This window comes from Roseimicrobium gellanilyticum, assembly GCF_003315205.1.
GTDB lineage: Bacteria > Verrucomicrobiota > Verrucomicrobiia > Verrucomicrobiales > Verrucomicrobiaceae > Roseimicrobium > Roseimicrobium gellanilyticum.
Window position 1 is genome coordinate 824,551 of the sequence record NZ_QNRR01000001.1, and the last position, 21,164, is coordinate 845,714.

General features: G+C 59.2%; 32 protein-coding genes. 27 read left to right on the plus strand and 5 right to left on the minus strand.

Annotated features, from left to right (window positions below; all coding sequences use genetic code 11):
* The first annotated feature begins 44 nt into the window (after positions 1–44).
* The 27 genes from DES53_RS03300 to hisA all read left to right on the plus strand — a co-directional run bounded on the left by DES53_RS03300 (position 45) and on the right by hisA (position 17,944).
* The gene (locus tag DES53_RS03300; protein WP_113956765.1) at positions 45–986 is read left to right on the plus strand and encodes a hypothetical protein; all 942 of its coding nucleotides are present in this window, start codon (positions 45–47) and stop codon (positions 984–986) included.
* 434 nt (positions 987–1,420) lie between these two features.
* A complete protein-coding gene (gene rpsL, locus DES53_RS03305; RefSeq protein WP_113956766.1) occupies positions 1,421–1,828 on the plus strand; it encodes a 30S ribosomal protein S12 in 408 nt (135 codons plus the stop codon).
* A 42-nt stretch (positions 1,829–1,870) separates the two neighbouring features.
* Positions 1,871–2,344 (plus strand): 30S ribosomal protein S7, encoded by a 474-nt coding sequence (rpsG, locus tag DES53_RS03310; RefSeq protein ID WP_113956767.1) that lies wholly within the window; start codon positions 1,871–1,873, stop codon positions 2,342–2,344.
* Positions 2,345–2,400: 56 nt separating this feature from the next.
* Positions 2,401–4,557: an elongation factor G gene (gene fusA / locus DES53_RS03315; protein ID WP_113956768.1), complete on the plus strand. Its 2,157-nt coding sequence runs from the start codon at positions 2,401–2,403 to the stop codon at positions 4,555–4,557.
* A gap of 35 nt (positions 4,558–4,592) precedes the next feature.
* Positions 4,593–4,901 (plus strand): 30S ribosomal protein S10, encoded by a 309-nt coding sequence (gene rpsJ, locus DES53_RS03320; RefSeq protein ID WP_009963539.1) that lies wholly within the window; start codon positions 4,593–4,595, stop codon positions 4,899–4,901.
* Between the two features lie 25 nt (positions 4,902–4,926).
* On the plus strand, positions 4,927–5,568 hold the full coding sequence (gene rplC / locus DES53_RS03325; RefSeq protein ID WP_113956769.1) for a 50S ribosomal protein L3: 642 nt from the start codon (positions 4,927–4,929) through the stop codon (positions 5,566–5,568).
* Positions 5,569–5,590: 22 nt separating this feature from the next.
* On the plus strand, positions 5,591–6,202 hold the full coding sequence (gene rplD / locus DES53_RS03330) for a 50S ribosomal protein L4 (RefSeq protein WP_113956770.1): 612 nt from the start codon (positions 5,591–5,593) through the stop codon (positions 6,200–6,202).
* Complete coding sequence (rplW, locus tag DES53_RS03335; protein ID WP_113956771.1) at positions 6,203–6,484, plus strand: 50S ribosomal protein L23; 282 nt, start codon at positions 6,203–6,205, stop codon at positions 6,482–6,484.
* A gap of 49 nt (positions 6,485–6,533) precedes the next feature.
* Positions 6,534–7,370: a 50S ribosomal protein L2 gene (rplB, locus tag DES53_RS03340; protein ID WP_113956772.1), complete on the plus strand. Its 837-nt coding sequence runs from the start codon at positions 6,534–6,536 to the stop codon at positions 7,368–7,370.
* Between the two features lie 36 nt (positions 7,371–7,406).
* Positions 7,407–7,685 (plus strand): 30S ribosomal protein S19, encoded by a 279-nt coding sequence (rpsS, locus tag DES53_RS03345; protein ID WP_113956773.1) that lies wholly within the window; start codon positions 7,407–7,409, stop codon positions 7,683–7,685.
* A 41-nt stretch (positions 7,686–7,726) separates the two neighbouring features.
* The gene (locus DES53_RS03350) at positions 7,727–8,518 is read left to right on the plus strand and encodes a hypothetical protein (protein WP_113956774.1); all 792 of its coding nucleotides are present in this window, start codon (positions 7,727–7,729) and stop codon (positions 8,516–8,518) included.
* A gap of 18 nt (positions 8,519–8,536) precedes the next feature.
* Positions 8,537–8,935 (plus strand): 50S ribosomal protein L22, encoded by a 399-nt coding sequence (rplV, locus tag DES53_RS03355; protein ID WP_113956775.1) that lies wholly within the window; start codon positions 8,537–8,539, stop codon positions 8,933–8,935.
* 33 nt (positions 8,936–8,968) lie between these two features.
* A complete protein-coding gene (gene rpsC / locus DES53_RS03360) occupies positions 8,969–9,781 on the plus strand; it encodes a 30S ribosomal protein S3 (protein ID WP_113956776.1) in 813 nt (270 codons plus the stop codon).
* 48 nt (positions 9,782–9,829) lie between these two features.
* Positions 9,830–10,252 (plus strand): 50S ribosomal protein L16, encoded by a 423-nt coding sequence (gene rplP, locus DES53_RS03365; RefSeq protein WP_170156816.1) that lies wholly within the window; start codon positions 9,830–9,832, stop codon positions 10,250–10,252.
* A gap of 49 nt (positions 10,253–10,301) precedes the next feature.
* Positions 10,302–10,616 carry a 50S ribosomal protein L29 gene (gene rpmC, locus DES53_RS03370; RefSeq protein WP_113956778.1) on the plus strand — a complete coding sequence of 105 codons (315 nt, stop codon included), beginning with the start codon at positions 10,302–10,304 and terminating at the stop codon, positions 10,614–10,616.
* A gap of 23 nt (positions 10,617–10,639) precedes the next feature.
* Positions 10,640–10,924 (plus strand): 30S ribosomal protein S17, encoded by a 285-nt coding sequence (rpsQ, locus tag DES53_RS03375; RefSeq protein ID WP_113956779.1) that lies wholly within the window; start codon positions 10,640–10,642, stop codon positions 10,922–10,924.
* 48 nt (positions 10,925–10,972) lie between these two features.
* A complete protein-coding gene (gene rplN / locus DES53_RS03380; RefSeq protein ID WP_113956780.1) occupies positions 10,973–11,341 on the plus strand; it encodes a 50S ribosomal protein L14 in 369 nt (122 codons plus the stop codon).
* The gene (gene rplX, locus DES53_RS03385; RefSeq protein ID WP_113956781.1) at positions 11,338–11,580 is read left to right on the plus strand and encodes a 50S ribosomal protein L24; all 243 of its coding nucleotides are present in this window, start codon (positions 11,338–11,340) and stop codon (positions 11,578–11,580) included. Before rplN ends, rplX begins: the two co-directional genes overlap by 4 nt.
* 74 nt (positions 11,581–11,654) lie before the next feature.
* Positions 11,655–12,236 (plus strand): 50S ribosomal protein L5, encoded by a 582-nt coding sequence (gene rplE / locus DES53_RS03390; protein ID WP_113956782.1) that lies wholly within the window; start codon positions 11,655–11,657, stop codon positions 12,234–12,236.
* A gap of 30 nt (positions 12,237–12,266) precedes the next feature.
* Positions 12,267–12,668 carry a 30S ribosomal protein S8 gene (rpsH, locus tag DES53_RS03395; protein ID WP_113956783.1) on the plus strand — a complete coding sequence of 134 codons (402 nt, stop codon included), beginning with the start codon at positions 12,267–12,269 and terminating at the stop codon, positions 12,666–12,668.
* A gap of 14 nt (positions 12,669–12,682) precedes the next feature.
* A complete protein-coding gene (gene rplF / locus DES53_RS03400; RefSeq protein WP_113956784.1) occupies positions 12,683–13,219 on the plus strand; it encodes a 50S ribosomal protein L6 in 537 nt (178 codons plus the stop codon).
* Positions 13,220–13,241: 22 nt separating this feature from the next.
* The gene (rplR, locus tag DES53_RS03405) at positions 13,242–13,598 is read left to right on the plus strand and encodes a 50S ribosomal protein L18 (protein ID WP_211325425.1); all 357 of its coding nucleotides are present in this window, start codon (positions 13,242–13,244) and stop codon (positions 13,596–13,598) included.
* Between the two features lie 21 nt (positions 13,599–13,619).
* Positions 13,620–14,153 carry a 30S ribosomal protein S5 gene (gene rpsE, locus DES53_RS03410; protein WP_113956786.1) on the plus strand — a complete coding sequence of 178 codons (534 nt, stop codon included), beginning with the start codon at positions 13,620–13,622 and terminating at the stop codon, positions 14,151–14,153.
* A gap of 34 nt (positions 14,154–14,187) precedes the next feature.
* Positions 14,188–14,637, plus strand: coding sequence for a 50S ribosomal protein L15 (gene rplO / locus DES53_RS03415; RefSeq protein ID WP_113956787.1), 450 nt, complete (start codon positions 14,188–14,190; stop codon positions 14,635–14,637).
* A 98-nt stretch (positions 14,638–14,735) separates the two neighbouring features.
* Positions 14,736–16,241: a preprotein translocase subunit SecY gene (gene secY / locus DES53_RS03420; protein WP_113956788.1), complete on the plus strand. Its 1,506-nt coding sequence runs from the start codon at positions 14,736–14,738 to the stop codon at positions 16,239–16,241.
* Positions 16,242–16,332: 91 nt separating this feature from the next.
* Complete coding sequence (gene map / locus DES53_RS03425; protein WP_113956789.1) at positions 16,333–17,157, plus strand: type I methionyl aminopeptidase; 825 nt, start codon at positions 16,333–16,335, stop codon at positions 17,155–17,157.
* A 16-nt stretch (positions 17,158–17,173) separates the two neighbouring features.
* Complete coding sequence (hisA, locus tag DES53_RS03430; RefSeq protein WP_245958076.1) at positions 17,174–17,944, plus strand: phosphoribosylformimino-5-aminoimidazole carboxamide ribotide isomerase; 771 nt, start codon at positions 17,174–17,176, stop codon at positions 17,942–17,944.
* A gap of 4 nt (positions 17,945–17,948) precedes the next feature.
* Here hisA and DES53_RS03435 read toward each other — a convergent pair whose 3' ends face one another.
* From DES53_RS03435 to DES53_RS03455, 5 genes are all read right to left on the minus strand, one after another.
* Positions 17,949–18,395: a macro domain-containing protein gene (locus DES53_RS03435; RefSeq protein ID WP_245958077.1), complete on the minus strand. Its 447-nt coding sequence runs from the start codon at positions 18,393–18,395 to the stop codon at positions 17,949–17,951.
* A gap of 8 nt (positions 18,396–18,403) precedes the next feature.
* On the minus strand, positions 18,404–18,679 hold the full coding sequence (locus DES53_RS03440; protein ID WP_113956790.1) for a hypothetical protein: 276 nt from the start codon (positions 18,677–18,679) through the stop codon (positions 18,404–18,406).
* 76 nt (positions 18,680–18,755) lie between these two features.
* On the minus strand, positions 18,756–19,259 hold the full coding sequence (locus DES53_RS03445) for a hypothetical protein (RefSeq protein WP_113956791.1): 504 nt from the start codon (positions 19,257–19,259) through the stop codon (positions 18,756–18,758).
* 10 nt (positions 19,260–19,269) lie between these two features.
* Positions 19,270–19,677 (minus strand): ACT domain-containing protein, encoded by a 408-nt coding sequence (locus tag DES53_RS03450; RefSeq protein WP_113956792.1) that lies wholly within the window; start codon positions 19,675–19,677, stop codon positions 19,270–19,272.
* Between the two features lie 21 nt (positions 19,678–19,698).
* Positions 19,699–20,859 (minus strand): histidine decarboxylase, encoded by a 1,161-nt coding sequence (locus DES53_RS03455; RefSeq protein WP_170156817.1) that lies wholly within the window; start codon positions 20,857–20,859, stop codon positions 19,699–19,701.
* Between the last annotated feature and the right edge of the window lie 305 nt (positions 20,860–21,164).

Sequence of the window (21,164 nt, forward strand, 5' to 3'; positions counted from 1 at the left end):
AGAGAGGAGGGCGGGCATACTCGGGGCGCAACACCTTCACCGTTATGCACTCATCCCTCTCTCGCGCGAGCGCAGTGCTGGCAGTCCTGCTGGCTGGTATGACGACAGACCTCGATGCGCAGTCGCCGCCGGCTCCGCTCGACAAGGCCCAGCTCAAAGCGCAGGTGGATGCGAGACAAAAACGATCGGACCTGATGCTGGATGAACTGAAGGCGTCTGATGCCCGAATCGAAGCAACGGTCGATCGAATCATCGAGACCTTGAAGATGGTGGGGGACTCGAAAGACTCCCGCACCAAGGTGGCGAGGCTGAAAGAGGACACGGTGAAACGCCTGGCGAAGAACATCGAATTCTACCAGCGGAAGCGGGCTGACCTGATGGAGCAGATGCGGCGGCCCACCTTGAATCTCACGATGGAACAGAAGCAGCGCGCCATTGCGAAAGTGGATTCCCGCATGGAGAAGCGCGTGCAGCAAATCCTCGCCCTGAACCAGTCGATGCCCCAGCACCAGGACTACGACAAGTACAAGGAGATCGACAATGGGTGGTACGGCACCACATTCGCGGTGAACGAGGACTACAAGCAAAACCAGCGCCTGATGACGCATACCAATGCCCAGAGGGGAAAAATCCTTGAAGGCTTGCAGAAGAGTGTGGATCGACTGGAGCAGTACAACAGGACCCTCAATGGATGGCTAGCCAAGGCTACGGGTGACGAGCATCGCAAAACTCTCCAGGGGGAAATCGCCAGGAATGAGGAGCTCTTGAAGGAGCGCCGCACGCAGATAGTCGACCTGGCCAAACCGGCCCTCGACACCTCACGCCCCATCAGCGGCAAGGAAGCGCAGGACATGGATATGGCCCTACGTAAGACGGTGGACTCCCTGCAACGTGAATTCACGACCTTGTTCCAACGGTACTCGACGTACCTCCAGGAGCTCTCGAGCGTGAATACGGCGAAGGCCGCATTGGCTGCTGCGAAATAGGAAGCAGCTCGCGGAAAACACCTGCTATAGGCATCCGCATCTGGGAGATGGGGCCAGGAAGTGATCCCCTGTGCCGTGATCTATCAAAAATTATTTCGGATATCTGAAATAGACATCGCTCACAAGGGCATTTAGAAGCTTTTGAGGGTGGAAAATTGCCCCTTCCGGGCCTTTGAGCCCGGATGGAGGGTGAAAAATGTCGTTTTCGGTTCAAAAAATCCGGGGAGAAGCGCAAAAAGGAGTTGCACGGTTTGGACAACTCCGTAGTATCTGCGCTCCCACAGCCTCGGCCCCGGTAACACGGGGTGGTTTTTAAGGCCCGCTTCGGCGGGTCTTCCTATCGGAAGCAGCCCCGGACAAGAAGCGCAACCCACAAGGGTGACGTGTCTTTCCGTTTCGTGACCGAACGAGCGAGAATCTTTGACACCGTCGATATGCCCACCATCAATCAACTCGTGCGACATGGCCGCCAGGATAAAGCGGCCAAATCCAAGTCCCCTGCACTGGCGAATTGCCCTCAGCGTCGTGGTGTATGTCTTCAGGTGATGACCAGAACGCCCAAGAAGCCGAACTCGGCTCTTCGTAAGGTTGCCAAGGTTCGTCTCACGAATGGTTTCGAGGTGATTGCGTACATCGGCGGTGAAGGCCACAATCTTCAGGAGCACTCCATCGTGCTGGTGCGCGGTGGACGTGTGAAGGACCTTCCGGGTGTGCGTTACCACATTGTCCGTGGCACGCTGGACTGCCTTGGCGTGGACAAGCGCCGTCGTGGCCGTTCGAAGTACGGTGCGAAGCGTCCGAAGCCCGGTGCTGCTGCTGCTCCTGCCAAAGGCAAGAAGTAAGCCCTGAAGTCCTGATAGCGAAACTTTTAACTGCCTCACCACATGTCCCGCAGGAAGCGCACTTACACCAAGCATACCTACAAAGACGCCCGCTATGACAGCGAGCTCGTCGCCGGCCTCATCAGCAAGCTGATGGTCAGTGGGAAGAAGTCCCTCGCCGAGCGTCTGGTCTATGCTGCCATCGATCGCCTCAACGAAAACAGCGAAGCCGTTGATCCGCTTGAGCTGGTGACTCGCGCGATTGAAAATGTGAAGCCTCGCGTGGAAGTGAAGCCTCGCCGTGTGGGTGGTGCTACCTATCAGGTGCCCCTTGAAGTTGCCCCCAATCGCTCGCTGGGCATGGCCCTTCGCTGGATTGTTGGTTTCGCCCGTGCCCGCAAGGGTGTGCCGATGCATGTCGCCCTCGCCAATGAGTTGAAGGACGCCTCGGTCAACCAGGGCAGCGCCATCCGCAAGCGTGACGACGTGCACAAGGCTGCCCAGGCCAACCGCGCGTTCGCCCACTTCCGCTGGTAGTCGGTTTTCCTCTGAGCTGTACGTCGCAAGTCCACATTACCTGATCTTCTTCCCCCATGTCCGCCAATCTCAATTCCCCCAACCGCAGTTTCCCGCTGGAGCGCACGCGCAACATCGGCATCTGTGCGCACATTGATGCGGGAAAGACCACGCTGACCGAGCGTATTCTTTTCTACACGGGCATGATTCACAAGATCGGTGAAGTGCACGACGGCGCTGCTACCACAGACTGGATGGAGCAGGAGCGTGAGCGTGGCATCACCATTACCTCGGCCGCTGTTACCACAAACTGGAAGCAGCTTCCCGAAGCGGACATCTTCAAGCTCTACACGGGCCAGGATATTCGGGTGAACATCATTGACACCCCTGGTCACGTGGACTTCACGGCTGAGGTGGAGCGCTCCCTGCGCGTGCTCGACGGTGCGATTTTCGTCCTTTGCGGTGTGGCTGGTGTGCAGCCCCAGTCTGAGACGGTGTATCGCCAGGCTGAGAAGTACGGTGTGCCTCGCATTGCTTTCGTGAACAAGATGGACCGCACCGGCGCGAACTTCGCCCGTGTTGTGGAAGACGTCCGCACGAAGCTGGGTGCGAATGCCTGGCCGATTCTCATCCCGATTGGCGCCGAAGATCAGCTCAAGGGCCAGATCGACGTGGTGAACCAGAAGGCTGTCATCTATTCGGACGACGACAAGTGGGGTTCCACTTACCACACCCGCGAACTCGAGGGTGATGAAGTTGCCACTGCCAAGAAGGCCTACGACGAACTCGTCGAAGAGCTCTGCAACGTGGACGACGAGATGGGCATGATGTTCCTCGAGGAAAAGCCCATCACGAAAGAAGATGTCAAGGCAGCCCTGCGCCGTGCCGTGATCAGCCTGAAGATCATTCCGATGGCTGGCGGTTCCGCCTTCAAGAACAAGGGTGTTCAGTATCTCGTGGACGCTGTGGTGGACTACCTCCCTGGCCCGCTCGACATTCCTGCCGCCAAGGGTCAGAGCCCTGATGATGCTTCGATCGTCATCGAAGCCCGTCCGGACGACAATGCAAAGTTCGTCTCCCTCGCGTTCAAGCTCTGGAGCGACAAGTTCGTCGGCAAGCTGGTGTTCTTCCGTGTGTACTCCGGCTGCGTCCGCAAGGGCGATGTGGTTTACAACCCCCGCACCCGCAAGACGGAACGCGTGGGCCGCTTGATTCAGATTCAGGCCAACCAGCACAAGGACATTGATTGCTGTTACTCCGGCGACATCGCCGCCATGGTTGGCATCAAGAACGTCACGACGGGTGACACGCTCGCAGAAGATGACTATGACATCCTGCTTGAGCCCCCGTCCTTCCCCGAGCCTGTTATCTCCATGGCCGTGGAACCCAAGGCCAAGGGCGACCAGGAGAAGATGGCTCTCGCGCTTCAGCGCCTTTCCGACGAAGATCCAACTTTCGTGGTCCGCACGGACGAAGAGACCGGCCAGACGATCATCGCGGGCATGGGCGAACTTCACCTCGAAATTCTGCGCGACCGCATGCTGCGCGAGTTCAAGGTGGACACCAACGCTGGCAAGCCCCAGATCGCCTATCGCGAAACGCTTACCCTGGCAGCCGACGGCGAAGGAAAGCTCGTCAAGCAGTCCGGTGGTCGCGGTCAATACGGCCACGTGATTCTCAAGGTCTATCCGAGCGAGCGCGGCAAGGGTGTGACGGTGGACAACAAGGTTGTCGGCGGCACGATTCCGAAGGAATACATCAACGCTTGTAAATCTGGTGTGCTCGAAGCGGTGACGAACGGCATCATTGCCGGCTACGAAGTCATCGACATTCACATCGACCTCCTTGACGGTTCGAGCCACGATGTGGACTCCAACGAAAACGCGTTCAAGATGGCGGCCATCTTCGCCGTGAAGGATGCGCTCAAGAAAGCCAAGTGCATCATGCTTGAGCCCATCATGGCGGTGGAAGCCACCACCCCTGAGGAGTACCAGGGTGATATCATGGGTGACCTCAACCGTCGCCGTGGCAAGATCACCTCGATCGACAGCCGCAACAACATGAGCATCGTGAAGGCCGAGGTGCCGCTCTCCGAAATGTTCGGATACAGCACCACCATCCGCACCCTGTCCAGCGGACGCGCCTCCTACTCCATGCAGCCCTCGCATTTCGAACAGGTGCCCCAGCAGATCGTGGATCAGATCGTGGAGCAGCGCGGCGGCAAGAAGTCCTAACCTGAGAATATTTTCACCCGAGCGGGATACACACCATGCAAAGTCAACGCATCAGAATTCGCCTGCGGGCTTACGATTACCGTGTGCTGGACAAGTCCACTGCGGAAATCGTGGAGACGGCCAAGCGCACCGGCGCCAAAGTGGCGGGCCCCATTCCTCTGCCCACCCGCATTGAGAAATTCAATGTGAACCGCTCACCGCACGTGGACAAGAAGTCCTCCGAGCATTTCGAAATCCGCACGCACAAGCGCCTGCTGGACATCGTGGACCCCACGGCCCGCACCGTGGACGAGCTGAAGAAACTGAACCTGCCGTCCGGCGTGGACATCACCATCCGCATCTAAGCGGGCACCTAGGAAGACGACTCCCATGAAAATTGGTTTGATTGGCAAAAAGCTGGGTATGACCCAGGTGTACACGGACAAGGGCGAAGCGCTTCCGGTAACCGTCATTCAGGTGGCGGGAAACCAGGTGGTGCAGGTCAAGACCGTGGAGAAGGATGGCTACAGCGCTGTTCAGCTTGGATTCGGTGACAAGAAGGAAAAGAGCGTGAACAAGCCTGAAGGCGGTCACTTCAAGAAGGCCGGTGCCTCTCCGAAGTACGTGTTGAAGGAATACCGCGTGGATGGCGAGGCTCCTGCCGCCGGCACCGTGTTCGGTCCTGAGGTGTTCGAAGTTGGCGACGTCGTGGACGTCATCGGCACCACCAAGGGCAAGGGCTTCCAGGGTGTTGTGAAGCGCTATGGCTTCGCCGGCCAGCCCATGTCCCATGGTTCCATGATGCACCGTCGTACTGGTTCCATCGGTTGCCGTCTTACCCCCGGTCGCGTTTGGAAGAACCAGAAGATGCCCGGACACACCGGCACCACCAATCGCACCACGCAGAATCTGCAGATCGTGCAGAGCCGCACTGAAGAGGGCGTCATCCTTGTGAGAGGTTGCGTTCCTGGCCACAACAACTCCTACGTCTTCGTGCGTCCTGCCATCAAGAAGGCCGCCGCCAAGAACTAACTTCTGAGTCGAGCCCATCGTCATGTCCGCAACTACTCTTACACTCGACGCCGCAAAGCAGGCCAGCATCAATCTGGTCGAGGATCCTGCCAAGGGTCTCCAGGCTCTGCATGAAACCGTCGTGGCCTATCGCGCCAACCGCCGCCAGGGCACTGCCTGCACGAAGACCCGCAATGAAGTTGCGGGCTCCGGCAAGAAGCTCTGGAATCAGAAGGGCACCGGCCGTGCTCGTATGGGCAGCGTCCGCTCTCCCATCTGGCGTGGGGGTGGTATCGTCTGGGGCCCCCGCCCTCGCGATTACTCCAAGAAGATCCCGCAGAAGATCAAGTCGCTGGCCCTCCGCCGCGCCCTGACCTCCCGCATTGAAGACGGCGCTGTTCTCACCACCGCGAACTTCTCCATCCAGGACGGCAAGACCAAGAGCTTCATCAAGACGCTCAGCGGTCTCACCGACGCGAAGAAGGTACTCGTGCTTGCCAGCGCCTTCGATGAAAACACCTTCCTCAGCGGTCGCAATGTTGCCAGCGTGCAGCTTCTGAATGCCGCCGACGTGAACGCTGAACACCTCCTCAACTTCGAGAAGATCGTCGTAGTGGGAGACGCCCTTGAAATCCTTGCCAAGAGGACTGCCTAAATGAAAGACCTTTCCTACGCCATCAAAACGATCCGCCTCAGTGAGAAGGCCACCCTTCTCGGTGAGAAGCTGAACGAATACGTCTTCAAGGTCGATCCACGCGCCAACAAGATCGAGATCAAGCAGGCCGTGGAGAAGCTCTTTGGCAAGAAGGTCGTCGACGTTCGCACCATGAACTACTCCGGCAAGGAGCGCCGCCGTGGCGCCCGCGCTGGCCAGACTTCCGACTGGAAGAAGGCCGTTGTCCGCCTCAAGGAAGGCGAAACCATCGAGCTCGCCTAGTCGATATCCGCCTCGTTCGTCCCTGTAGAAATTTTCCCCTTATCGCGTCATGGCTCTTAAGACATTCAAGCCCAACACGCCCTCAAACCGGTTCAAGCAGCTCCCTGCCTTCGAGGAAATCACGAAGCACACCCCGGAGCGCAGCCTGACCGAGGCCCTGCGCAAATCGGGTGGCCGCAACAACACGGGTCGCATCACCTGCCGTCACATCGGCGGTGGTCACAAGCGCCGCTACCGTCTCATCGACTTCAAGCGCTCCCGCCGTGATGAAGCTGCCAATGTAGTTGGCATCGAGTACGATCCAAACCGCTCCGCTCGTATTGCGCTCATCCAGTTCCCGGATGGCCAGAAGAGCTACATCCTTGCTCCCGCCAACCTCGAAGTGGGCGCCAAGGTGACCGCCGGTGAGAAGGCCCAGCCCGAACTTGGCAATGCCCTTCCGCTGCGCAACATCCCGCTCGGCACGCAGATTCACAACATCGAGATCAACCCTGCCCAGGGTGGCAAACTCGTTCGTGCTGCCGGCCAGGCCGCGGTGCTTTCCAACCGTGAAGGCCGCTACGCGCTCATCCGCCTGCCCTCCGGTGAAATCCGCAAGATCCTTGCTGACTGCTACGCCACCATTGGTCAGGTCGGCAACACCGACCACATGAACGTCATCAGTGGCAAGGCTGGCCGTACCCGCTGGCTGGGCGTCCGCCCCACTGTTCGCGGTATGTGCATGAACCCCATCGACCACCCGAACGGTGGTGGTGAAGGCCGCTCCAAGTCCGGTGGTGGTCGCCAGCACCTCCTCAGCCCCTGGGGCCATGCCAAGGGCCAGAAGACCCGCAGCAAGAAGAAGCATTCGAACCGCCTCATCGTGCAGCGTCGCAACGCCAAGTAATCTTTTCCGAACCTCTGACTTAGCTCGTTACCTGCCATGGGACGCTCACTTAAAAAAGGACCTTTCATCAACCAGAAGCTGCTCTGGAAGATTGACACCCAGAATGAAGCCGGGACCAAGCGCCCCATCAAAACTTGGGCTCGCGCTTCGATCATCCCTCCGGATTTCGTTGGCCACACCTTCCTGGTGCACAATGGCAAGGACTTCATCAGCGTGTATGTGACCGAAAACATGGTCGGACATCGCCTCGGTGAATTCTCGCCGACCCGCGTATTCAAGGGCCACGGCGCGCACACCGCCAAGGTCACCAAGTAAAGATACCTGTCACCGAGTTTCCCATCTCTTTCTCCACCGTCATGTCACTTCTCCGCAACATCGCCCGCAAAGGCACTGCCGCGCTTCTCGCGCTGGTGGCGCTTGGCGCTGGCCATGTGCAGGGACAGCAGAACCTGGCGGTGGAATTGAAGGAAGCTCAGATGACCCTCACGGCGGCGCTTACCCGCGTCTCCGACGTCGAAGCGCGTCTAACCAAGGCGCGCGAACAGGTGAACGCCCTGGCGGAAGCCCTCGCTGCCGCCAACGGTGAGTCCCAGCAGACCCGCGAGGCCTATGAACGCATCCGCGTGCAGATGGAAGGTCTCGGTATGGCTGCGCTGGACGCCAGCAACAACGAGACGAATCAGCGTCTGCTCGCCGCTCTGAGCGACATCCGCATCTTGGAGACCCAGAATCGCTCCCTCACGGACGCGCTCTATCAGCTCTCGGTAGCCAGTCTCGAATATGCCAAGGCTGCCGGTCCTGTGCAGGGCCAGCCCAAGATCAAGTTTGATGAAGGCCTCGCCTCTGCGGAGAAGGCCCTCGCAAAAGTGCAGTCCGCGAAGCAGCCAGTCGGCGACTTCGACCTTCAGAATGCCCGTGTCGTGAGCCTGAAGGACGACGCTGGTATCCTCATTCTCAATGTCGGATCGCGCCACGGGGTGCATCCCGGCATGCCCTTTTCCATCTACCGTCAGGACAAGCCTGTCGCCCGTGCTCTCGTTGTCGATGTCCGCAATGGCATCTGCGGGGCCGTGTTGCAGGAGCTCGTCAGCAAGGATGAACCCGTCAAAGTAGGGGACACCGGCCGCGTCGAGCCCGTGAAGAGTTAACTGGAAGCAAGCCAAGCCATGGAAGTCAAATCCGTCACGAAATTCGCAAGAATCTCCGATCTCAAGGCCCGGGAAGTTGCCCGCGCCGTGCAGGGGATGCCCGTCTCGCAGGCCCTCAGCGTGCTCAACTTCACTCCGAAGAAGGCCGCCCTCTTGATCGGCAAGACCCTCCGTTCCGCCATCGCCAATGCGGAGAACAATCATGAGCTTGATGCGGATGACCTTTACATCAAGAGCGCCACGGCCACGAAGGGCCCGGTCCTCAAGCGCATCATGCCCCGCGCCCGTGGATCCGCAGCCGGCATCAAGAAGCGCATGAGCCATCTCACGATTGTCCTGGCCCAGAAGCCGGAAGAAAAAGAAGAAGCGAAACCCAAGCGCGCCGCCAAGTCGAAGAAGGCCGCTGAGAAAGCCTAGTCAGCAGCCAGATTCCCAACCCTTTCAAATACTATGGGCCAAAAAGTCAATCCAATCGGATTCCGTCTCGCCGTCAACAAGGACTGGCGCTCGAAGTGGTACGCCCCGGAGAAGGACTATGCGGAGTTCCTGCATGCTGACCTTGCCATTCGCGACTACCTCAAGAAGAAGCTTTCCTCAGCGGCGCTCGCCAAGATCGTCATCGAGCGCGCCTGGAATCTGGTTCGCGTCACCCTGCACACCGCGCGTCCCGGTCTCGTGATCGGTCGCAAGGGCCAGGAAATCGAAGTGATGAGCAACGAAATCTCCAAGATGTGCGGCGGCAAGTCCGTGAAGATCGACATCCTTGAGATCAAGCAGCCCGAGATCGACGCCCAGCTCGTTGCTGAGAGCGTGGCGACCCAGCTTGAGCGCCGTATCTCTTTCCGCCGTGCGATGAAGCGCGCCGTGCAGACCGCGATGGACATGGGTGCTGATGGCATTCGTATTCGCTGCGCCGGCCGTCTCGGTGGTGCGGACATCGCCCGCGCTGAGCAGTATCGCCAGGGCAAGGTGCCGCTTCAGACTCTTCGTATCAACATCGACTACGGCTTCACCGAAGCCCGCACCGTGTACGGCATCATTGGCGTCAAGTGCTGGCTCAACCGCAAGCCTGAAGTGGAAGGAGCTCCCGCTCCTGAGCGCCGCCAGGAACGCCGCCCCCGCCGTGAAGGTGATCGTGGCGACCGTGGTCCGCGTGGTGGTGGTGGCGGCGGATATCGCGGTGGTGACCGCGGTGATCGTGGTGGTGACCGTCAGGCCTCCGCGCCTGCCCCGGCTCCCGCCGAAGCGCCCGCTGCGCAGTAAGTTTTTTGAATCGCTTTTAACACTGGAAACAAAGGAAGGATCTGAGTCATGGCAATGCTGCCCAGCAGAGTTAAGTATCGCAAAACCCAGCGCGGAAGCCGCGCGGGCAATGCCACCACGTGCAACAAGATCAGCTTCGGCGAGTATGGCCTGCAGGCTCTGGACCGTCACTGGCTCAAGAGCAATCAGATCGAGGCCTGCCGTGTGGCGATTACCCGCCACCTCAAGCGTAAGGGCAGCGTGTTCATCCGCATCTTCCCACACAAGCCTGTCACGGCCCGTCCCCCGGAAACCCGAATGGGTAAAGGTAAGGGCGCTCCCGAATTCTGGGTGGCAGTGGTGTACCCCGGCACGATGCTTTTCGAAATCTCCGGTGTGAGTGAAAACCTTGCGCGTGACGCCTGCCGTCTGGCCGCCAACAAGCTGGGTATCCGTACCCGCTTCGTGACCCGCCAGTCCATGATGCACTAGTCATCCCCGAGCAACCAAGCTGCAGAACAGAACGCGCCAAACCAGCGATATGAAAGTCCAGGAACTCAGGGAACTGACCAACGAAGAAATCGCCGTCCGTCGCCGCGAGGCGAGGCAGGAACTGCTGCACCTCAGCGTGCAACAGGCCAGCGGACAGGTGGAAAACACCGGACGGTTCCGTCAGATCAAGCGCGGTATTGCGCAGATGGAAACCATCCTTTCCGAGCGTCGCCTCAACATTGTGGTGACCAGCGGACCGAAGAAGGAGAAGAAGGCCAAGGCCGAAGCTCCCGCGGCTGACAAGCCCGCCGCAAAGAAGGCAGCCAAGAAGGCCGTGAAGAAAGCCGCCAAGAAGGCTGAATAAGCAATTCAACAGAGACACCAACGATGAGCGAAACGCAAACCAGTGCAGCCACCACCGAACCGCGCCAGGCGGTGAAGAAGACCCGTGTGGGTGTGGTCGTGTCCGACAAGATGTCCAAGACCATCGTGGTCGAAGTGGAGCGTCGGGTGCCGCATGCCCTCTTCAAGAAGATCGTCCGCAAGACCTCCAAGTTCTATGCGCACGATGAAGAGGCGAAGGCCAAAATCGGCGACAAGGTGCGCATCGAGGAGACCCGTCCGATGAGCAAGCTGAAGCGCTGGAAGCTCGTCGAAGTGCTCGCGCACTAAATTATTTTACGAAACCCCAACTGAACCACTCGAGGGAGGATCTGGCTTATGCTGCAAATGGAGTCCGAAATCGCGATTGCCGACAACACCGGCGCTCGCATGGCTGAGATGATTGGTGTCATCGGCCGCAAGAACAAGCGCACCGCGGACATCGGTGACATCATCACCGCGCACGTGCGTGTTTCCACCCCCACCGCCCAGGTGAAGAAGGGTGAAGTGGTCCGCGCCGTGGTGGTGCGCACCGCCGCCCCCATCCGCCGTGCGGACGGTTCCGTCCTGCGGTTCGACAAGAACGCGATTGTCATCATCGACAAGGACAACAATCCCCGCGGCAGCCGCATCTTTGGCCCAGTGGCCCGTGAGCTGCGTGACCGCAACTTCATGAAGATCGTTTCTCTTGCCCCAGAAGTGCTATGAGCCGTATCAAGACCCACGTTAAGAAGGGTGACCTCGTCGAGGTGACCTCCGGAGTAGAACAGGGCAAGCAGGGCCACGTCCTGCAGGTCCTTCCCCAGAAGGGCTACGTGCTCGTGGAAGGCGTGCGCATGATCAAGAAGTCAGTGCGCCCCTCCCAGGACAAGCCCCAGGGCGGATTCGCCGAGCGCGAAGGCACCATTCACATTTCGAATGTGAAAGTTGTTGAATCCAAGAAATAACAAGCCATCTTGACAGCCCGTTTTTCGCGGCCCCCCGATGGGGCTGCGGGGTTAGAAACCAAGGGAATCTGCTAATGCAACCGGAACTGCTTACTCATTACAAAGAAAAGGTCGTCGACCAACTTCGCAAATCACTGGAGCTTGAAAACGTTCACCAGGTGCCTCGCCTGGAAAAGATTGTGCTGAACTGCTCCGTGGGCAAGGAACCCGACCGTAAGCAGGCTATCGAAGATGCGGTGAAGGAAATCAGCCTCATCACCGGTCAGAAGCCCGTCATCACCCTCAGCAAGAAGGCCATCGCCAACTTCAAGCTTCGTGAAGGTGAAGCCATCGGCGTGAAGGTCACCCTGCGTGGCCGCCGCATGTATGACTTCATGATGCGTCTGGTGAAGACCGCCATCCCGCGTATCCGCGACTTCCGTGGCGTCACCCCCCGTGCCTTTGACGGCCGTGGCAACTACACGCTCGGTGTTGCTGAGCAGAGCATCTTCCCCGAAATCGAGCTGGACAAGATCAAGCGCTCCCTCGGCTTCGACGTGACCTTTGTCACTTCCACGAACAACGATGACCATGCACGCGAGATGCTGCGCGCACTGGGCATGCCGTTCCGCACCCGCACGCAGCAGCCCAAGAAGGAAGAAGCTGCCTCCGCCTAAGCCGCCAAAAGTATAGACTGAGGATTATCCATGAGTGTTGTCACCGACCCAATCGCCGACTTCCTGTCGCGAATCAAGAACGCCAGCCGCGCGGCCAAGACTGAGGCACTTGTGCCCTTCTCCCGCATGAAGGCTGAGATCGCCCGTATTCTGCAGGAAGAAGGCTATGTCTGGTCTTACGAAGTTGTCACCCCGGAAGGTGGCAAGCCCACCATCAAGGTGAAGCTCAAGTATCAGGGCCGTACTCCCGCCATCACGGATGTGAAGCGCGTGAGCAAGCCTGGTCTGCGTCAGTATGTGGGCTCCGATGAAGTGCCCAAGGTGCTTGGTGGACTCGGAATTTCCATTCTCTCCACGCCGAAGGGCGTGATGACCGGCGCCAAGGCGCGTCGTGCGAAAGTCGGCGGCGAACTGCTCGCTCAAATTTGGTAAGGAGGACCTGAATCATGTCACGCGTAGGTAAACAACCCATCCAGCTCCCGGACAAGGTCACCGTGAAGGTGACGGACTCCAACGTCCATGTGGAAGGTCCCAAGGGCAAACTCGACTACACCCTTCCCGAAGGTGTGAACGTCTCCCAGGAAGGCCAGAACATCGTGGTGAAGCGTGAGAGCGAAGACCGCAAGGTCCGCGCCATGCACGGCACGGTGCAGCGCCTCATCAGCAACATGGTCCAGGGCGTGAGCGCAGGCTTCCGCAAGGATCTTGAAATCCACGGCGTGGGTTTCCGTGCTGCGGTGAAGGGCACCAATCTGGACCTCAGCCTTGGCTACTCCCATCCGCTGCTTCATCCCATCCCGAAGACCCTCAAGGTCGCCGTTGCTGAAAACACCAAGATCAGCATCGAAGGCATCGACAAGCAGCTCGTCGGTCAGTTCGCGGCAGATGTCCGCAACTACTACCCGCCGGAACCCTATAAGGGCAAGGGCGTGCGCTACGTCGGCGAATACGTCCGTCGTAAGGAAGGCAAGAGCGTGAAGTAACGAATCTTTTCAGGCAATCATCATGGCTACGATCAATCGCAAAGCTAACCGGCGCCGCATTCATGCGCGTATCCGGAAGAACCTCACCGGCACGGCGGAACGTCCGCGTCTGGCGGTTCATTTCTCCAACAAGCGCGTGTACGCCCAAATCATCAATGATGAAGAAGGCAAGACGCTTGTGTCTGCCTGCACGACCGAGAAGGCCCTCGCCGCGACCCTCGCGAACATAGCCAATGCCACCAAGGTGGGTGAGGCAATCGCCGAGCGCGCCCTCCAGGCCAACATCAGCCAGGTCGTCTTCGACCGTGGTGGTCACGTCTTCCATGGCAAGGTGAAAGCCCTCGCCGATGCCGCCCGCGCCAAGGGTCTCCAGTTCTAATATCCGACACCGAATTTCATTATGGCCGCTACCAATAGCAGAAGAGACAACCGCGGAGCCGACGATGGCGAAAAGAGCGACATGCTCGAGAAGGTTGTGTTCATCAACCGATGCGCCAAAGTCGTGAAGGGCGGTCGCCGCTTCAGCTTCAGCGCCCTCGTCGTCGCCGGTGACCAGAAAGGTCGCGTCGGCTTCGGCTTCGGCAAAGCGAACGAAGTTTCGGACGCCATCAAGAAGGCCAGCGAATCTTCCCGCAAGGACCTCCAGACCGTGAATCTCCTCAATGCCACCATCCCCCACGAGGTGACCGGTGAGCACGGTGGTGGCCGCGTGCTGCTCAAGCCCGCATCCCCTGGTACCGGCATCATCGCTGGTGGTGGGGTGCGCGCCGTGTGCGAAGCCGCTGGTGTGAAGGACGTGCTGGCCAAGTCCCTTGGCTCCAGCAACCACGCCAACGTGGTGAAGGCCACGCTGGCCGCTCTCTCCGCCCTGCGCATGCCGGACGAAATCCTCAAGATGCGCGGCAAGAAGATCGCCTCCAAGCAGGCCATCTAAGCCCCGCAACCCAACTCTTTTCCAGTAGACTATCATGAGACTTCACGACCTCAAACCCACCAAGGGCGCCCGCCATCGTCGCAAGCGCGTTGGCTGCGGTGAAAGCTCCGGCCACGGCAAGACCTCCGGCCGCGGCAACAAGGGCCAGAAGGCACGCTCCGGCGGCGCCATCCGCCCCGGCTTCGAAGGTGGCCAGATGCCCCTTTACCGCCGTCTTCCCAAGAAGGGCTTCAGCAACGCCATGTTCAAGAACGTGACTGCCGTGGTGAATCTCAGCGACCTCAACGAGCGCTTCGAAGATGGCGCGGTGGTCAACGAGGAGAGCCTGCGTCAGGCTGGCCTGGTCAAGGGCACGTACGACGTGGTCAAGGTGCTCGGTGCCGGCGAGGTGACGCGTAAGCTCACCGTGGAGGTGTCCAGCATCAGCGCCTCCGCCAAGGAAAAAATCGAAAAGGCAGGCGGTACAGTCACGCTGAAAGCATGACAGGCCGGCGTTTCCGCCACACTTTTTCCATTTTGATGTTTGCGGGCGGCTCAGTTTGGTACTGAGTCGCTTGCCATTTCAAGACACGACTCCCCTCCATGATCTCCGCCTTTGTAAACATCTTCAAAATTCCGGATCTGCGGCAGCGGATTCTGTTCACCCTGGCCATGATTGTCATCGTGCGCATCGGGTACGCGATCACGCTTCCCGGCGTGAATCCGCATGTGCTCCAGGCGTGGATTGACCTCAAGCAGGCCGACTCGGGCAACAATCCCTTCGCTGCGGCAGCGGCGTTGGTGAACGTGTTCAGCGGTGGTGGTCTGCAGCGGTGCGCGATTTTCGCCCTCGGGATCATGCCCTACATCAGTGCGAGCATCATGATGCAGCTCCTCACTGCGGTGGTGCCCAGCATGAGCAAGCTTTCCCGTGAAGACGGCGGCAGGCAAAAGATCAACCAGTGGACCCGGTATGCCACCGTGGCGCTTTGTCTTTTCCAAGGCTACCTCCTCGCTGCTTCACTCAAGAATCCGGGACAAAACATCTTCCTCGATGGCCTGGATAAGGCCATGACGGCCGTCGGCAGTCCGCTGGTGCCGGATCACAATCTGGGCTTCATCATCACTGCCGTGCTTACCATGACGGCGGGCAGCATGTTCATCATGTGGATGGGTGAGCAAATCACTGAGCGCGGCATTGGCAACGGTGTGTCGCTTCTGATCTGCATCAACATCGTGGCAGATCTCCCCGGCGCTCTCGTGCGGGTCTGGAAGACTTTCATTGCCAATGAGCAGGCGAGCACCATGGATGCCATGAAGCTTCTGGCCATGCTTGTGCTGCTGGTGGCGGTCATCGCGGGCATCATTGCGCTGACCCAGGCGCAGCGCCGCATTGCCATCCAGTACGCGAAGCGCGTGGTGGGCCGCAAGGTCTACGGCGGGCAGACGCAGTACATGCCTCTGAAGGTGAACTATGCGGGGGTGATGCCCATCATCTTCGCCCAGGCCATCCTGCTCTTCCCTGCGCAGATCATCGGCTTCATGTTCCCCCACCAGGCTGCGGTGCAGGAGTGGGCGAACTGGCTCGCCAACGGCTGGCCGAATATCATCATCTCCACCACGCTGATCTTCTTCTTCAGCTATTTCTGGGTGGCGACGATGTTCCAGCCCAACCAGATTGCGGAAGACCTCAAGAAGAGCGGTGGTTACATCCCCGGTCAGCGCCCCGGCAAGCCCACGGCGGACTTCCTTGATTACACCATGAGCCGCCTCACTTTCGCGGGCGCACTCTTCCTGACCCTCATCTATCTGCTTCCACTTCTGGTGCAGCGCAGCATGAAGATCGACCCCACGGTGGCCCAGTTCTTCGGCGGTACCAGCATCCTGATTCTCGTGGGTGTGGTGCTCGATGTGATGCGCCAGGTGGAAACCCATCTTCTGCAGCGCCACTACGACGGCTTCCTGCGCAAGGGCAAGATTCGCGGACGCTTCGAGCGCCAGAGCGGTGGTGGCCTTGCCGCCGACCCCAAGATGGTGGTGATGCTCTGGACGGCGATCGCGATTATCGCCATCGTGGGAGTGGCCTTTGCGGCACTCCACGGCAAATAAGATGGATTCATGATTTGAGTGCCTGCGCGTCATTGAGTTGATGCGCAGGCACGTTTGTTTGACCTTTGAGCGATTTAGGCTGAGTTAAGACATGGCATTTGGCTTCGACAGGATACCCACCCGGAGTGGCAAGGCGCTCGACGGGATGCGACGGGCATGTGGACTCGCACGCGACGTCCTGCTCAAGGCCGCGTCCATCGTTCAGCCAGGAGTAACCACGGCGGAAATTGATCGTCTCGTGGCCTCTGAGATCAAAGCAGCCGGTGCCGTAAGCGCATTCCTGAACTACCAGGTCGGTAAGAAGCGCTTCCCTGGCTACGCGTGCATTGGCGTGAACGAAGTGGTGGTGCATGGCATCGGCAATGACCGCCCGATTCAGCCTGGCGATATTGTGAAGATTGATGTTGGCCTGCACAAAGACGGCTGGGTGGGGGACAATGCTTTGACCGTGCCCGTGCACCCGATTGCACCAGATGTGCAGAAGCTGCTCTCCGCCACGGAAGATGCACTGCAGGTGGCCCTTGACTGGGCGCGTGATGGCATGATGCTGGGAGATCTCTGCCACTCGGTGGAAGCCTATGTGCGTCGTTTTGGCTTCACCGTGGTGCGCGATTACGTGGGCCATGGCGTGGGTCGCAAGCTCCACGAAGAGCCTCAGGTGCCCAACTACGGCGTGAAGGGTGCCAAGCCCCGCCTGCGCGCCGGGATGACGCTGGCGGTGGAGCCGATGATCAATCTTGGCACGGAAGAGACGGTGACGCTCGATGACGAGTGGACGGTGGTCACTGCTGACCGCAAGGCCAGCGCGCATTATGAGCACGTGGTCCTCGTAACCACCGGTGAGCCTGAGGTGCTGACCTGGCGTGAGCGCATCAATCCACCACTCACACAGCCGCTGAATTATACGGTGGCCTGATGAGGGCTGCCGGCGCATGGCCATGACGCGTTTCCGTCCCTGCATCGACCTTCACGACGGCAAGGTGAAGCAGATCGTCGGCTCGACCCTGCGGGATGCTGGGGAAGGCCCACGTGAAAACTTTGTGAGCGAGAAGCCCGCGTCCTGGTATGCGGAACTTTACAAGAAGGACGGGCTTACCGGCGGACATGTGATCATGCTGGGGAAGGGAAATGAAGAAGCGGCGCTCAGTGCGCTGGAGGTCTTCCCTGGCGGCATGCACATCGGAGGGGGCATTCGTCCGGATAATGCGCGGAAGTTCCTCGACGCTGGTGCCAGTCACGTGATCATCACGAGCTATGCCTTCGATGAGCAGGCGCGTTTCCGCGAAGACCGCGTGCGAGAGATGGTGGACACGGTGGGACGTGAGCGTCTCGTTCTCGATCTGAGTTGCCGTGCCACGACGGATGGCTGGGTGGTGGCGATGAACCGCTGGCAGACCATGACGGACCTCATCGTCGACGCGGATGCCTTCAAGCGCCTGTCACCGTATTGCGATGAGTTCCTCATCCATGCCGTGGATGTGGAGGGCAAGTGCGAGGGCATTGATGAAGCGCTGGTGAAGTGCCTCGGTGTCTGGTGCGACAACTCGGTGACGTATGCTGGTGGTGCGCGGAGCGTGAAGGACCTGGAGCGTACTCAGGAGCTGAGTGGCGGGAAGGTGGATGTGACGATTGGGAGTGCGCTGGATATCTTCGGTGGGAAGGGCGCGAGATATGAGGAGTGTGCGGGATTTAATCGCCGGTAGTGGATTAAGGTCGGTAGTACACGACCGTCGCATCCGTTACTCCAAGCTCCTCGAGGATGATTTGCAGGATGGTCTCCCAATCACCACCGGCGAGGCCTGCACTGATCTGTGGTAGTCCGATTTTTGCATTGGGGAAGTCCGCGGCGACTTTTGCCAGGCATGACCGAATGGCGTCGTAGTCGGCTTTCTGACCAGAACCTTGCCAGTGGTGTTGTGTGTAGGCGTTTATGATCGTGAGGTCATTCACCTTCGCGGATGAATAGGTGCCCAGCTTGTTGCGGTCGCCTTTCGGAGTCCGGCAGTCGGCTTCATAGGCTGCGGGAAAGGTGGCTTTGATCTGCTTCGCGATGCCGGCACCCATGGTGCAGAAGCAATTGCAGCCGTGTACGATCATATCAAAGTCCCCAGCGAGGGCCATTTGAATCAAGTCACCGTGAGTGTCTCGAATCATGCAGTGATTCAGGGGTCCCTGGGGGCTTCGCCGTTGGGAGCATTCACCGCATGGATGCAGAATTTCACCATGACGATGGCCAGCAGGATGCCGGCGACGATGCAGGCTGGAGTCGAAGACGGGCGCAGCGAGGGCCACGTCTCAAAGATGGGGATGGGTTCTGACGACGCCAAATAGAAGACTTCGAATAACACAATTGAGAGAACGATGCTGCCAAGAATGCCTGGGCGCAGGACAAACAAGGCGAGAATGGTCCAGAGGATGGCAGCGCCTGCGTGGTGCATCTGAGTTGTCCGATGAAATCAGATGTACGGTGCGAAGCAAAGATCTTTTGAAGGCACGAGGTGGTCCCTTGGAAGTTCAGCCACGCAGTTCAAGCGGTGGAATCTTGTTGTTGAGTGGCTGGGGTAGGGGTGCCAAGTCCGGAGGAACGAAGGAGGCTTTCGCCTCAGGAGACATGATGCGGTCACGAGAGTAGAACAGCAGCAGGGTCCGCTTTCCGTTCAGTTGGGATTGGGCGTCGAAGAACGCATCAGCATTCTCCGCCGGGCCGAACTGGCAGAGCGTGGTGTGCACCAGGTGCAGCCATGCCTGGGTCATGGTCTCGTGATAGCCACCAGTGGGGGTGTCCTTGATTCCCTTTGCAGCATTATAGGCACGGATGCCGGTTTGAAGGCGGCTTAGCGTTTCTTCAAAGGAGAATCGCAGGAGGTAGAGGTAGGCCACCTTCAGGTGAGCGCGATGATTCCAGAGTTCGATGGGCAGGGTGTGATCCTCGAAGCGTTGAAGATGTTCGTCGTCGTTCACGCGGATGCCTTTGGTGGTGACATTCCGATGAAACTCCAAAGCCTTGCTCTCAGGCAAGCGTCAATTCTCAAGCCCCTCGGCCCTCACCCACAATCACGTCGCGTAGAATCTCTGCGGCCTTCGTGTTGTCGGAGGCCACGAGGCTGGCGTAGGTCTGGCCGCCATCGCGGCGGAGGATATGCATGGAGCGGAGGTCGAGTCCGGCGTCGCGCAGGCGGATGGCGACGGCGGCGAGGGCACCGGGTTTGTCGTCCAGGCGCACGAGGAGGGTGTCTTGGGTGATGGCACGGAAGCCTTCGTCCACCAGAGCGCGGAGGGCTTCGTCGTAGCGGTCCACGGAGAGGGTGACGATGCCCTGGCTTTCGGCGCCTTCGATGTCGATCTCCTCGATGTTCACCCCACGCTCTGCCAGGCACGTGGTGAGGCGTGCGGCGATGCCAATCTCATTGGGGACGATAACCGTGAGCTGTTTCATGATACAACGGCGGTGGGAGAATCAGGTGAGGGGCTTCCCTGCGAGGGCGGCGGTGAAGTCGGAAACGAAGGCATCGATGCATTCCTTCGTGACGTGCGGCATGGTGATGAGGTGACCGATGTCCTTCTTCGGAGCGATGATCCACTTCTGCATGATCGCGGTTGGAGGACGGGGGAAGACGACGGTGACGGAGTTGGCGTTGCGCCAGGAGGCGATACCGGCGGCATTGAGTTTTTGCACGGCGTATTCCGCAGTGTCCAGGCAGTCCTGCACCAGTTTTCTGAGGCCGGCATCGCCCAGGACACGGAGTCGGTACCAGAGCATGAGTGGAGTGAAGGCATTGCGTGAACCGGCGATGGTAGTATCTAGAGCACCCACGTACTCGATGGAGCGGGCAATGCGGTCCACGTTCTTCTTCCGTGCCAGGGCAACTCCGCAGGGAAGGGGCGAGCCGAGGAACTTGTGGCCGCTGATGGCGATGCTGTCTGCACCATCAGCAAAGTCCCATGCCTGTGGTGCGTCTACGAAGGGCAGGATCATGCCACTGAGTGCGGCGTCGGCGTGGATGTAGTAGTTCGGTATCGCCAGGTCATCGAGCACGGCACGGATCTTCGCGAGGTCGTCCACGGCACCTTTCATCGTGGTGCCGATGTTGGCGAAGATGATGGGCGGTACGTCGCGGTGGATGCGCAGGGTTTCATGCAGGTCATCGTAGTCCAGCTCGCCGTTGGGCTGGCTTTTTAACATGATGTTGCGCGTGTGCTGGAGGCGTAGAATCTTCGCGACGCTGTAGTGGGTATCTTCGCTGAAGTAGCAGATGCCATCCGGGTACAGCTCGCGGGCGACGTAGAGACCATACATGTTCCCCTCGGTGCCGCCGTTGTTCACGTAGCCCCACCATTCATTTTCTGGGGCTCGGGTGTAGCGGGCAAAGTCGGCGAGGACTTCGCGTTCGAAGTCCTGGGTATTCAGCCGGTAGTTGGTGGCATTGAAGGGGTCACCAACGTTGTTCGCGCTGAACTCTAGGAAGCGGAAGAGTTCCGAGTAGTCGAAGTTCTGGTTGCAGGGGTAGCCGATGTTACCGGGTTTCAGGGAGGAGAGGCGGGTGTACAATTCATCCAGTCGCTCCCGCTCTGCGGGTGGCAGGACTGGAGGACCCAGTGCGGAGGTGCCCGATTTCATGGCGTGCATGTCATTACAGACAATGCGCGCTGAAAATTGCTGACTGCGAGTTGTTTAGATTGGGGCAAGAAGAGTACGCTCGGCTTTGCGAGCGACTCCGCGACTCCTTCAGAGTCGAGCATCTTTTGTCGCCAACCTAGGGTGGCTGTCGGCTTAGACTCCCTAACCCTAGGCTGGGCTCCTGTGCCCCTTCAGGGCACGGCTGCGAACTTACTTCCTGACTGGATACGGCCAGTTCTGGTGAAAGCTTTTCCTCCAACAGCCCTTTTGTTGAACGCTTTCAGCGTTCAGCATCTCGATATCGC